Below are 11,774 nucleotides of genomic sequence, written 5' to 3'. Positions count from 1 at the left end.
AGCCTTTTTGCGCGTCATGGAATCATTTACGCGTCGGGCCGGCCTCCTGAGCGGCGCTGGCGTGCCTGGGCCACAAGGCGGATGAACGCGAGGACGAAGCAGCTCTCGATCACGGCCATCAGCCCGAGCCACAGCCACTGCCCGTGGCCGATGAAGTAGATCGTCCCGAGAAGGACCAGCACGCTGCCGAGGACAAGGGCATAGACGGCGAAGCCGAAGGCCACGCGTGCGCTGCGCACCCCGGTGCGGAAGCCGAAGCCGTGGGGCTCACCGCCCGGGTAGCCGCCCACGCGGTCCTCCGCGGCCGGCTCGAGCCGGTCGAACTCCTCCCACGGGTCACGGTCCTGTTCCCGTCGCTGCTCGGCCATAGCCCCATTATCCCGCGACGACGGCGCGCCGGCTGCCCCGGGCGGCTGCCCCGGGCGGCTTGACCGCTTAGGCGGCCCGCTGGCCGACTTCGCCGGGCGCGGCTCCGGCTGCGCCGAAGATGAGCTGGCGGGTGGCGATCTTCTCGGTGAAGAACCGGTCATGGCTTACTACCACGACGGCGCCGGGGAAGTGCAGCAGCGCCCGCTCCATGACCTGGGTGCTGGAGAGGTCCAGGTGGTTGGTGGGTTCGTCGAGCAACAGCACCGAGGCGCCGGAGAGAAGGCACTGCGCCATGGCCACACGTGCCTTCTGGCCCCCGGAGAGGTTGCCGATCTTCTGCTTGAGGTCTGCTTCGGAGAACTGGAACATCGCCAGGAAGCGGTTCACGGACTTCTTCGTGGCGCTGAAAGCCAGGCTGTCCGGCAGCGCGTTGACGGCGTGTGAGACGGTGTCCCCGTCGTCGAGGTCTTCCAGCATCCGGTTGTACGAAACGAAGCCGGGGCCCTTCGCCCACGCCACCGCACCGGCGTCGGCGGCCTCTTCGCCGGTCAGGACCTTCAGCAGGGTGGACTTCCCGCTGCCGTTGGCCCCCAGCACCGCGATCCGGTTGCCCCTGCGGATTTCAAAGCTCAAATCGTCGAACAGCACCTTCTCGCCGTAGGACTTGCCCAGCCCCTCCACCCGGCACAGCACGTCCTTCACGTGCAGCCCGCCGTAGATCTCGGTGACAATCTGGTCGACCGGCCGGGGCGTCCGGGATTTCTTGATCTTGGCGAGCTGGTTTCCCAGGCCGCGGCCGGCGGCCTTGGCGGCTTCACGGCGGTCGGCGATCCCTTCGGCCTCGAACGCGAGCAGCTCGGACTCGTGCACGAACTGCTGCTCGAGGGTCTTGAGCCGGAATTGCTTCTGGACCACGTATTCGCCGAAGTTGCCGGGGTATTCGTGCAGGTGGAAGTTCTCCACCTCGATGATGCGGGTCACGACGGCGTCCAGGAACGTCCGGTCGTGCGAGACGATGACCGCAGCACCCTTGAAATCGCGGAACCAGCTTTCCAGCCATTCGACACCGGCGACGTCCAGGAAGTTGGTGGGCTCGTCGAGCAGCAGGACGTCCGGCCCTTCGAGCAGGATCTTCGCCAGCGCGGCACGGTTGCGCCAGCCGCCGGAGAGCGCGTCGATCGCACAATGGCGGTGCGCGTCGTCGAACCCTAGAGTGGTCAGCACCGTATCGATGCGGCGCGGGTAGTCCCAGCCGTCGAGCCGGTCCATTTCCTCGAACAGTCCGGCCTGCCGCCCGATCAGCCGGTCCAGCTCATCTGCCGCGGGATCTTTGGCGATGGCCGCATCAATGGCGGCAAGCTCGGCTTCCACCGCCTTGATCTCGCCGAACAACCCGTCGAGGACTTCGGTGATGGTCGCGTCGCCGTTGAGCTCGGAGAACTGGGAGAAGTACCCCACCCTGGTTCCGAGGTCCACGCTGACCGTGCCGGTGTCCGGGGACACCTGGTCCAGGATCAGCTTCAGGATGGTGGTCTTGCCGGATCCGTTCTTGCCGATCAGGCCGACCCTGTCGCCGGCTTCGAGGCGGAAGAACGCCTCGCGGAGGATCTGGGTGTTGTCGAAGCGGACGCTGACGTCGTGCAGCCGGATCAGGCTCATTGCTGCTGTCCTCTCAAGGGGGTTGGCCCCGGCGATTCCCGGGGGCTGTCCGGGAGGGGGCTGGCCGACGATATCCGCCGCCGACGCCGAAACTGTGGGCGGGCGTCCGTAAGCGGGCCGGGGTTTCAGACTATCCCGAACGGGCGGAGCGGTCGGACACGGAGACAGCAAAGACCCCGCACCGCGATGCGGTACGGGGTCTTTGGACCAATGCTTACTTGTGGTGCTTGCCCGACCCGCTGGGCTTGGCGTGCGCGGCCTTGGGTGCTTCGGCGTGGCCCGGCGCGCGAACGGCTGCGGTGACCGACCCGGATCCGTAGCTCGGAACCGCGGGGGTGGCGGCGTGCTCATTGCGGTGCTCGGCGGCCTTCGCGAGCCCGGCTGCGCGGTGCGCAGCGGCGTTCTGGTGGGCCCAGGCGCTGTTGCCGTGCTCCGAGGACTTCTCGTGCTCGTTTGACTGGTCTTCCCCGGCCTCGTCGGCATCATCGCCGTCGGTCGGCTCCGGGGCGGGAGCGGTCTCAGTCTCGGTCGGCTCGGGGGCCGGAGTAGTCTCGGTCGGCTCGGGGGCAGGAGTAGTCTCCGTCGGTTCCGGGGCGGGAGCGGTCTCAGTCTCCGTCGGCTCCGGGGCCGGAGCGGTCTCGGTCGGCTCCGGGGCGGGAGCGGCCTCCGTCGGCTCAACCGTCGGATCCGCCGTCGGGGTCTCGGTGGCGGTCGGTTCGGGAGAGACGGTGGCGGTCGGGTCCGAGCTGAGTTCCGTTACGGTGGCAGCCATGGCGGCGCCGGCACCACCCGTGACGACGACGGCGGCAACGACGGTGGCCTTGCCTGCAGTACCGAGGGCGCTGAGCCAGGTGAAGATTCCTGCCAAGGGGTGATCCTTCCAGAGTTCGTACGTTGAGGGCGGCTCGCGGTTCCACACCGCCAGCCGCGCGCAACGTTACCGAACAGAAAGCAAGGTCCGGGGCGGGAAAGGAATTCCTGCGGAATTCCTTGGGAAAAACACTGTCAGCCGCGGCTCAAAGGCACTGGTCCGGCGCCTGCCGGGCGCCCGGGGGCCTGGCACCCCCGGGGCTTGGCAGCGGAGGCTGTGCATAACCGTGTCCCGTTTCAGGCCAGGCGGCTGCGGACGATCTCGCTGACGGACTTGCCGTCGAAGCGACCGGCCACCTTGGCGGTGACCGGCTTCATCACCGCGCCGATGGAGCGCATGGAGAGCTCCTGACCGTCGGCCTTAAGCGCAGCGATGGCCTCGTCGACGATCGTTTCCACCTCGTCGCGGGTGAGCGCCTTAGGCAGGTATGCCTCGATGATTTCGGCTTCAGCGACCTCGGCGGCGGCGCGGTCGGTTTCGCCGGCTTCGGTGAAGATGCGGGCGGTGTCGCGACGCTTGGCGGCTTCCTTCTGCAGCAGCGACGTCACCTGGGCGTCGTCTAGCTCAACCGGCGTCTTGCCTGACTTCTCCCGGGTGCTGATCTCGCCCAGGACGTTGCGGACGGTAGTCAGCGCGGTCTTGTTGCCGGCCTTCATGTGGGTGACAACGTCTTCTTTCAGGCGCTCTTTGAGCGTCATGGTGTCCTCTTTCCTAGATCGTTAGCGGGGTGCCCTACAGGCCAGTTTCCCCCAGGAGCGTGCGAATGACGATGCCGGGCCGCCTACGGCCTGCCGTCCACAGGTACAGGCCGTTGTTTCCACCGCTCCCCGCTCAGACTTCGGGCCTGCACGCCCCCTGGCCGAGAACGGACAGGCCTGTGAGGTCCCCGGCCTGGTACGTGGTTACCCCGGGGACGGCCGTGGGGTTCATCAGCTGGGCCGGGTCCTGGACGTGGCCCAGGCCCACGACGTGGCCGAGCTCGTGTTCGATGACCCCGCGGGCGGGCGCCAAGCCGTCCCGGAGGATCAGGGACTGCATTGCGGGCCCGTTCAGTTCCAGCTGGCCGCTGACGTAGGTGACCTCGGTGCCGTCCCGGCTGAGCGCGGCGCTGCCGCCCAGACCCATGACGTTGGTTCCCACGGCGTAGTTGGTGAAGCGGGGCTCCTCGGCTGTGGTCTCCCAGGCGATAAGCACCGGCGCCCAGCGGTCCCCGTACCGCGCCGGCTGGTAGGACTTGTGCTTCGCCGCCGGGGCCTCCGTGGTGGCTCCGTCGTTGATAAACACCAGCCCGGTCGCCCGGGAGACGGCTGCGATGGCCTCCTTGATCAGTCGGGGCCCTTCCGCCGGCTGGTTGGCGGCGCGCGTGACGTAATGGATAGGCCGGCAGGGGTCGTAGGCGGCCGGCCGCTTGTCCTTGCCGGTGGCCGTAAACGCGTAGGAGCGGGATTTGACGGTGACCGGCGCGGGTCGACCCAGCGGGGCGACGGCCTCTTCGCGCCCGGGTGTGGGGTGGTCCGCAGCCGCGCGCGGGGTGGGCGCCGGAGTAACCGCCGCAGGAGCCGCCGCCGGAGTCCGGGGCCTTGCACCGGCGGACGGAGCGGTGCGGTACACCAGGGGGTCGGATGCGCCGGCGGCAGGATCGCCCGCGGGTCCGCCCAGGAACGACGACGGCTTCAGGTCACCTTTGAGGTACAGCAGGAAACCGCACACGAGCGCAATGGCCGTCAGGACGGCGACAGCCTTGAACAACCGTCCCAACATCCTGCCGAGGGCCCGGAGGAGGCGGACCGGCCACGGGGCGCGGCGCGCCCAGACGTCCCGGACGGTCGAGGAGGTGTGGACCTGGCTGGGGTCCCAGCCGGGCAGCAGCGGGGCCGGGTTGCCGCGCCAGCCTTCCGGCGGGGCCTGGCTGCCGGCCGTTTCTTCAAGTTTCCAAAGCGGAATCCGCCTCGGCTCCCCCGGATCACTCATCGGCGCCCCTACCCCCGTCGTCGTCGGCTCCGGTGTCAGCGTAAGGGAATTCGAGGCGCCGCACTACGTCAGGGGCTCCGTTGGCCCGCTGAACGGGCAGAAAGGCGCAGGATGGGGGCATGACTCTCGGGCGGCGCCGCAGGGTCCAGGCCGACCTTGGCCGCCCGGAGCGGCACGATGCGCCGGCGCCGGGCCGCGGGCGAAGTCTGGTTAGCTCTACCGCTTTCTCCCCGGGTCGGGTAGCTTGATGCCCTGTCGCATGCTGGGGGGTGATGGCAGCCGCATTTTCGTCAGTGCGCTGCGCCCATCCACTACTCCAGGCCCCGCCCGGGGCTTCCGCCCCCAACGAAGAGGTTGTCATGCGCTTAGTAACCCGAACCCTTGCCCCGATTGCTCTGTCCCTGGCTTTGCTGGCTCCCGCTGCCGCCGCGACAGCGGACCCCGCCGAATCCGAACGGCATCAGTCCTACAACAGTGGGATCAACACCTGCAACGGTGAATATGTCGAAGTGAAGGGGAGCTTCCACATCGTAACCAAGCTGCAGAAGGACGGCACCTATTTTCACCGCTACGTCTATCAGGGCATTGGCCTTGGTGACCAGGGCAATCGATACGTGATGACGACAACAAATAAGCTCACCTCGTCGAGCAGCGATTTCTCGCAGGACATTCGCGTCATGATGGTCAGCCAGGGATCTGCACCCAACCAAGTGATCATCATCCACTACGGCCCGGGCGGAAGCTCAAGGACGACCACAGACTGCCGGGGCTGAGAGTCGGTTGCCGGACTGGGGGTCTCTGGGCCCTCCCTGGCCGCTTGGCCGCCACGCGTCCTCGCCGGCTGGCCAGGCGGGCGCCGTCGGATTCGCGTGTACAGCTAGGGCCTAAACGAACGTTCTTCCAACGGCGCAGGGATTCAAAAACCCCTGCGAATTGTGGAGCTAAGGAGATTCGAACTCCTGACCTCTTCGATGCGAACGAAGCGCTCTACCAACTGAGCTATAGCCCCGCAGCAACGCCGCTCCCGGAGGAACGGCGTTGTCAACGTTCCTAGGCTACAAACTATCGGCGTGCATTGCCAGCCAGCCCTCGAATGTCTGCGTGCCGTGTCGCTCGCCGGGGGCCAGGTTGAGGCCGGCGCGCAGGTAGTTGCCCATGCCGCCGGGCAGCGGCAGTTCCACTACCCGGCCGCGCGCCCCGGTAGCCTGCCGCCAGCTGTGGGCCAGCTCGCGCATCCCGACGATCTCCGGACCTCCGACGGTCCGGACCCGGTGCTGCACGCCGGACGGCGCCTCCAGCGCCGACTCCAGTAGTTCCGTGGCCACCTCTGCGGGCGCAATCGGCTGGAACCGGGCGCCCTTCACCACTGGGATCAGCCGGATCCTTGCTCCGGCGGCAAACACGCCGGCGAGCAGGGAATGGAACTGCGTGGCCCGAAGCACCAGGGTTTCAAGCCCGGAACGCTCGTAGACCTGCTCTTTGGCCGCCTTCGACTTGTAGTAGCCAAAGCTGCTCCGGTCGCAGTTGACGATCGAGAGCATGACAGCCTTCCTGACGCCGGCGTCCTGGGCGGCAGCGAGCAGCCGCGCTCCGCCGTCGGCGAAGTTCTTCAACGCCCTGCCGGATTGTCCCTCAAGGCAATCGATGACGACATCGGCTCCGGCCAGCGCGGCGGCCAGCCCCTCCCCCGTGGTGACATCCCCACGGAAATACTCTGCGCCGTCGTCCCGGCCGGCCTCCCCCGGCGCGGGCGGACGACGGCTAAGCACGGCGACGCGGTGTCCGCCCTCGACGGCCTGCCGCACCACTTCACGGCCCACCTGGCCGGTTCCCCCCGCAACGCAGATTCTCGTCATGCTCGTCAGGATAACTCCCGCGGGCAACAAAAAGCCCCGGGCGGCCGATGCGTCGGCTGCCCGGGGCGGGAAGTTTGAGTCAGGCGCGTCGGCGCTGCAGGACGTCGTCGAGGTTGCTCAGGGCGCTCTGCCCCTTGCCCATCACCTTCGACTCGGCAGCAGCCGCCTCCGGCTGCCGGACGGTGGCCTGCTTGAGCGAGGGCTTGCCGACGGCTTTCGGGGCTTCCGGCAGGTCCAGAGGCTCCGGGGCGGGGCGTTCCGCCTTGGGCGCCTCCACATACGTCGGCTTGGGGACCTCCACGGGTTCCCAGCTGGAGCCTTCTGCAGAGGACGGGTCGCCGACGCGGCGCACGGACGTATCGCCCGAGGCGGCGGCCTCGGCCAGTGCCGCCTGCCGCAGTTCGTCGGCTGTCAGGGGTGCGGGGGCGGCCTGGGGCTGCGCGGCGCCTGCTTCTGCATCGAAGAGCGGACTCTCCTTGGCGGGCACCGCAGCTTCCCGGACGACGTCGGACTGCGCCGGGGTCTCCTCGGAAGCTCTCCGCGCCGGGGCGCCCATGGCCGAGCGGAACGCGGCGTTCACCTTGCGCCGGCGGTCCCGCACCGCAAGCCTGCGGAGCAACACGACGGCGGCAACGGCCCCGAGCAGGGTGGCGGCGGGCAGCCAGCCCGAGCCGACGCCGAAGAGCCGAAGGGCGGCGGACACGACGCCGGTGAGCAGCGAGAGCAGCCCCAGCACGGCAAGTGCCAGCCGGCCGTAGCGGATCCGGAACGCCGGAGCCGCCGGTTTCCGATCGCCGGGGTTAGTGGAACCCGGGGCTGACTCGGGGCGCTGCGTACTCGTCATCGGTGTCTCCTGCGGGGCAGCCATCTTCATGAGGTTTCCGGCTTGGGGGTCTGCTTTTTCTACATCCACGGCATTCATCAGGAGCTCCCCCGCCGGCTGCAGCTGGGGGCGGCCGTTCCGGAGCATGTAAGGAGCCACCCATACGATCCAGAGCGCAACAGCAATGACAAGGATCACTGAGCTGCTAAGAGGGAAGTCCACAATCAAAACCGTATGAGCAAGACGGCGGAGCGGGCGGCATTGGCAGCGGTGTGTCGCGAGGCAACTGCCAAATCACTGGATATATGACGAAACTGCTGGTCAGGCGGGGGTTTCCGGTGCCTGTGCGGGGCGTGTTTCCAGCCACCGGGCCAGCAGGCCCCCGGGGACTTCCTCGGAGGTCAGGGCGAAGGTGCGGTGGTCCGCCCATGCGCCGTTTATGTGCAGGAAACGCGGCCGGTAGCCCTCGTCGCGGAATCCGAGTTTTTCCACCACCCGCAGGCTCGGACGGTTCTCCGGCCGGATGTTGATTTCCATCCGGTGCAGCCCCAGGGTCCGGAAGCAGTAGTCAGTCGCCATCGCGACGGCGGTGGGGGCTATGCCCTGGCCGGCGCGGTCCTGGTCGACCCAGTAGCCGAGGGTGGCCATCATGGCCGAGCCCCAGACAATCGAGGAGACCGTCAGCTGCCCCACGATCACCGGTTCCTTGAACCCGGGAGTCCAGGCAGCAATGACAAAGGGAAGCGCGGTGGCCTGCGCCGCCTGGGCCTTGAGCGACCGCACCATCTGCCGGTAGTCAGGCAAGCCGCCGCCGGGTACCGGGTTGGACGCTTCCCAGGGGGCCAGCCACGCGTCGTTGCGGGCCCTAAGCTCGCTCCACTCTTTGCGGTCCCGGTACCGGATCGGACGCAGCACAAGATCGCCGCACTCCAGGGTCACCGGCCAGGTGAAGCTGCCCCCCATGGGACTATTTCGTCAGGCTGGAGGCGAAGCCGGGCAGCCATTCGCGCAGACCGGGGCCGAGGTCATCGCTGTCGCAGGCGAGCTGGACGCAGGCCTTGAGGTAGCTCAGCTTGTCGCCCGTGTCATAGCGGCGGCCGCGGAAAATGACGCCGTACACGCCGTAGCCTTCACCTTCGCCGGCGGAAAGTTCCTGCAGGGCGTCGGTGAGCTGGATTTCCCCGCCGCGGCCGGGCTCGGTCCGCTCGAGGACCTCGAAGACCGCGGGGTGCAGCACATAGCGGCCGATGATGGCCAGGTTCGAAGGGGCCTCGTCGACGTCGGGCTTCTCCACCAGCTGCTTGATCCGGACGTACTCCTCGCCCTCAACCGGCTCGACGTCGGCGCAGCCATAGGCGCTGATCTGCGAGGGGTCGACCTCGATCAAAGCCACGACCGAGCCGCCGGTCTTTGCCTGGACCTCGATCATGGTGCTGAGCAGCTCGTCGCGGGCATCGATGAGGTCGTCGCCCAGCAGCACGGCAAAAGGTTCGTAACCGACGTGCTGCTTGGCGCGCAACACGGCGTGCCCGAGGCCCATGGGGTCGCCCTGGCGGACGTAGTGGATATCGCCCAGGTTGCTCGCGGCCTGGATGGACTCCAGCTTGGCGGTGTCGCCCTTGGCCTCCAGCGTCGCTTCCAAGGTGGGCACGCGGTCGAAGTGGTCCTCGAGGGCGCGCTTGTTGCGTCCGGTGATCATCAGGACGTCGTTGAGGCCCACGTTCACGGCTTCCTCGACCACGTACTGGATGGCCGGCTTGTCGACGACCGGCAGCATTTCCTTCGGCATCGCTTTGGTGGCCGGAAGGAAACGGGTGCCGAGGCCCGCAGCAGGGATGACGGCCTTACGGACGGAGGCGTTGGGTGTAATCACTCGACTAATCTAACTGAGGGGGCAAAACATCAGGTAATTGTCCCCACCGGCACGGCAGCCGCGGCAGCCGACATCATCAGGCGCCGCCCGGGCGAGAGGACGCCACCGCATGAGCACCAAGGAAGAGATCCGTTCGCGGCACCGGCTGCGCCGGACAGCGATGTCGCCGGCGGAGCTGGATGCCGCCGGTTCGGCAATCGCCCGGCACGGGCTGGCGTGGGCCTCCGGGCTGGCCGACGGCGGACCACGCACCTTCGCTGCCTACCTCGGCGTCGGTTCCGAGCCGCCCACCCTGCCCCTCTTGGCCGCCCTGCATGATGCCGGCCACCGGGTGCTGCTCCCGGTTTGCGAACCTGGACTGGCGCTGAGCTGGGTGTACTGGACTCCGGCCTCGGAGTTTGTCCGCAGCCGCTATGCACCCATCCAGGAGCCGACCGGTGAACGGCTCGGCACGTCCGTGATGCGGGACGTGGCCGGAATCTTCCTCCCGGCCACGGCCCTGGACCGTTCGGGCAACAGGATCGGGCAGGGCGGCGGCTATTACGACAAGTTCCTTGCGGCCCTCGCCGCCCTGCCGGCGGGCCCTTCCCGGGCTGGCGATGGCCCGCTGCCGACGGCGGCCGTCGTCTACGACGCCGAGGTACTCCCCGCTGGCAGCATCCCGGCGGAGTCCTTCGATCAGAAGGTCGCCGCCGCCCTGACTCCTGGCGGCTTGGTCCGGCTTGCCGGGCTTTCCTAGCCGCAGTCGGCGGGTGATAGAATTGGCACTCAGGCCCTGCGACTGCTAACGCGGTTTCCTCGTCCACCGATTCCGGTGGCGGAAATGCCGCTCCGGCAGCACGGGACCTGCTCGTTTGTCCAAGAGGAGGAACCCCAGTGCCCACGTATGCATATGCCTGCAAGGACTGCAGCCACGCCTTCGAGACCGTGCAGTCGTTTACGGACAGCTCCCTGACGACCTGCCCGGAGTGCCACGGGACGTTGCGCAAGAAGTTCAACAGCGTCGGCGTCGTGTTCAAGGGCTCCGGCTTCTACCGGACCGACTCACGCGACAGCAAGGGCAGCGCCGTCGCCCCCGCTGCCAGCCCGGCTGCGAGCTCCGCACCGGCTTCCGCCGCCGCCAACTAGTACCCGGCAGGCCGGCACCCTCGCGGTTGTCCACATAGCGCCGCCCGGGCCTGACGCCCGCTGGCTTCCCCACCATAACGTGGCGACATGGCCCACCGCAGCCGCCGCACACTCTTTTCCCGATCAGCACCGTCTTACGGGTCGACGCCGCGTTTCAGATCGGCTCCGTCACCGCTTCCGCGCGCTGCCATCCGCCCTGGCGCCCGCCGCAAATTTCCGCCGAGGCGGCGCTTCCGCGGCTGGCTGGGCAGACACCGCCGGCTGGTCATAGCCCTGCTGCTGTGCCTCGCCGCCGGCATGGCCGTGCAGCAGCTGACGCCTGCGCCCGAAGCCACCGTCACCGCGTGGGCCGCGGCCAAGGATCTCCCGGCCGGCCGGGTGCTGGACGCGGCCGACGTCGTCGCCATCCAGATCCCGCCCGGCGTTCTGCCCGCCGGCCCGCTTGACCCTGCCGGACTGGACGGGAAACAGCTCGCCGTGGCCCTGCGCAAGGGCCAGCTACTCTCCGACTCACAGTTCGTCGGCCCCGGGCTGCTTGCCGGCAGTCCGCCGGGTTCGGTGGCCGTGCCACTTCGCATGGCAGACCCTGCCTCGATCCAGCTGGTCTCCCCAGGCCAGCTGGTCAATGTCGTGATGACGAGCGGCGACGGTTATGAAAAGGCAGCCGCTTCCCGGCTCCTCGCTTCGGCTGTTCCGGTCCTGTGGACCTCAGCGCAGGGCGGCCGGGCCGGCCCATGGCTCGACGCCGGGGCGCCGGACGGCCTGATCGTGGTGGCCGCGGACCCTGACCAGGCCCGCCAACTCGCCGGAGCGTCCACGCAGGGCAAGCTGTTCTTCGTCCTGGTCAGGGCCACGCGCGGATAGCGAAGGCCGCCGGCTGCTTCGCCGGCGTGCGGGTCAGCCCCAGTGCGGCGGCCGCTGCTCCTTGAGCCAGGCATCGTGGTCGTAGCTCCCGGGCTGGTCGCCCCAGCGGCGCGGATCGTCTTCGGCCGCCTTGTTCGGCAGCAGTCCGCCGGAAGCCGCGGCGCCGGCCCCCGGCTGCCCCTGTGGTTTCTGGGCGGGCGCTTCCTGATTCCGTTCAGCGGTGTCCGGGGCAGTCACGTTCGGGTCGCCTGCCTGCTTTGCGTCACCGCTGTCACTGCCGTCACCGTGGTTGTTGTTTTCGTTCTCGCCGTCTGCGCTCATGCCGCCGGCCTCCTTGCTGCAAATAACTGTTCAGTGCCT

The 11,774-nt window shown here is 68.3% G+C and carries 14 protein-coding genes and 1 tRNA gene; 4 read left to right on the top strand and 11 right to left on the bottom strand.

Annotation, left to right across the window (positions count from 1 at the left end):
* Positions 1-26: 26 nt before the first annotated feature.
* The 5 genes from AC1DBD_RS03330 to AC1DBD_RS03310 form a co-directional block, all read right to left on the bottom strand.
* A complete protein-coding gene (locus AC1DBD_RS03330) occupies positions 27-368 on the bottom strand; it encodes a hypothetical protein (protein ID WP_476892161.1) in 342 nt (113 codons plus the stop codon).
* Positions 369-435: 67 nt separating this feature from the next.
* The gene (locus AC1DBD_RS03325; protein WP_476892160.1) at positions 436-2,028 is read right to left on the bottom strand and encodes an ABC-F family ATP-binding cassette domain-containing protein; all 1,593 of its coding nucleotides are present in this window, start codon (positions 2,026-2,028) and stop codon (positions 436-438) included.
* A 214-nt stretch (positions 2,029-2,242) separates the two neighbouring features.
* On the bottom strand, positions 2,243-2,896 hold the full coding sequence (locus tag AC1DBD_RS03320) for a hypothetical protein (protein ID WP_476892159.1): 654 nt from the start codon (positions 2,894-2,896) through the stop codon (positions 2,243-2,245).
* Between the two features lie 239 nt (positions 2,897-3,135).
* On the bottom strand, positions 3,136-3,597 hold the full coding sequence (locus AC1DBD_RS03315) for a GatB/YqeY domain-containing protein (protein WP_476892158.1): 462 nt from the start codon (positions 3,595-3,597) through the stop codon (positions 3,136-3,138).
* A gap of 133 nt (positions 3,598-3,730) precedes the next feature.
* Positions 3,731-4,870: a hypothetical protein gene (locus AC1DBD_RS03310; protein ID WP_476892157.1), complete on the bottom strand. Its 1,140-nt coding sequence runs from the start codon at positions 4,868-4,870 to the stop codon at positions 3,731-3,733.
* Between the two features lie 359 nt (positions 4,871-5,229).
* On the opposite strand from AC1DBD_RS03310, the gene AC1DBD_RS03305 reads away from it, so the two are divergent.
* Positions 5,230-5,643, top strand: a complete 414-nt coding sequence (locus AC1DBD_RS03305) for a hypothetical protein (protein WP_476892156.1) — start codon at positions 5,230-5,232, stop codon at positions 5,641-5,643.
* 163 nt (positions 5,644-5,806) lie between these two features.
* On the opposite strand, the gene AC1DBD_RS03300 is transcribed toward AC1DBD_RS03305, so the two are convergent.
* The 5 genes from AC1DBD_RS03300 to galU form a co-directional block, all read right to left on the bottom strand.
* Positions 5,807-5,879: transfer RNA gene (locus tag AC1DBD_RS03300), tRNA-Ala, on the bottom strand.
* Positions 5,880-5,925: 46 nt separating this feature from the next.
* The gene (locus AC1DBD_RS03295; RefSeq protein WP_476981414.1) at positions 5,926-6,726 is read right to left on the bottom strand and encodes an SDR family oxidoreductase; all 801 of its coding nucleotides are present in this window, start codon (positions 6,724-6,726) and stop codon (positions 5,926-5,928) included.
* Positions 6,727-6,805: 79 nt separating this feature from the next.
* Positions 6,806-7,747, bottom strand: coding sequence for a hypothetical protein (locus AC1DBD_RS03290; protein ID WP_476981413.1), 942 nt, complete (start codon positions 7,745-7,747; stop codon positions 6,806-6,808).
* A gap of 123 nt (positions 7,748-7,870) precedes the next feature.
* On the bottom strand, positions 7,871-8,512 hold the full coding sequence (locus tag AC1DBD_RS03285; RefSeq protein ID WP_441417107.1) for a GNAT family N-acetyltransferase: 642 nt from the start codon (positions 8,510-8,512) through the stop codon (positions 7,871-7,873).
* Positions 8,513-8,516: 4 nt separating this feature from the next.
* Positions 8,517-9,422 carry a UTP--glucose-1-phosphate uridylyltransferase GalU gene (gene galU / locus AC1DBD_RS03280; protein WP_441417106.1) on the bottom strand — a complete coding sequence of 302 codons (906 nt, stop codon included), beginning with the start codon at positions 9,420-9,422 and terminating at the stop codon, positions 8,517-8,519.
* 109 nt (positions 9,423-9,531) lie between these two features.
* Here galU and AC1DBD_RS03275 point away from each other — a divergent pair, with 109 nt between their 5' ends.
* The 3 genes from AC1DBD_RS03275 to AC1DBD_RS03265 all read left to right on the top strand — a co-directional run bounded on the left by AC1DBD_RS03275 (position 9,532) and on the right by AC1DBD_RS03265 (position 11,414).
* Positions 9,532-10,161 carry a 5-formyltetrahydrofolate cyclo-ligase gene (locus tag AC1DBD_RS03275; protein WP_476892153.1) on the top strand — a complete coding sequence of 210 codons (630 nt, stop codon included), beginning with the start codon at positions 9,532-9,534 and terminating at the stop codon, positions 10,159-10,161.
* A gap of 137 nt (positions 10,162-10,298) precedes the next feature.
* Entirely contained in the window at positions 10,299-10,550 is a 252-nt protein-coding gene (locus tag AC1DBD_RS03270; RefSeq protein WP_441417104.1) for an FmdB family zinc ribbon protein, read from the top strand.
* A 297-nt stretch (positions 10,551-10,847) separates the two neighbouring features.
* Positions 10,848-11,414 carry an RcpC/CpaB family pilus assembly protein gene (locus AC1DBD_RS03265; RefSeq protein WP_476892152.1) on the top strand — a complete coding sequence of 189 codons (567 nt, stop codon included), beginning with the start codon at positions 10,848-10,850 and terminating at the stop codon, positions 11,412-11,414.
* Between the two features lie 33 nt (positions 11,415-11,447).
* Here AC1DBD_RS03265 and AC1DBD_RS03260 read toward each other — a convergent pair whose 3' ends face one another.
* The gene (locus AC1DBD_RS03260) at positions 11,448-11,735 is read right to left on the bottom strand and encodes a hypothetical protein (RefSeq protein WP_476892151.1); all 288 of its coding nucleotides are present in this window, start codon (positions 11,733-11,735) and stop codon (positions 11,448-11,450) included.
* Between the last annotated feature and the right edge of the window lie 39 nt (positions 11,736-11,774).

It is taken from the genome of Arthrobacter sp. 10T419, assembly GCF_056394105.1.
This window is presented reverse-complemented; position numbering and strand designations above follow the sequence as displayed.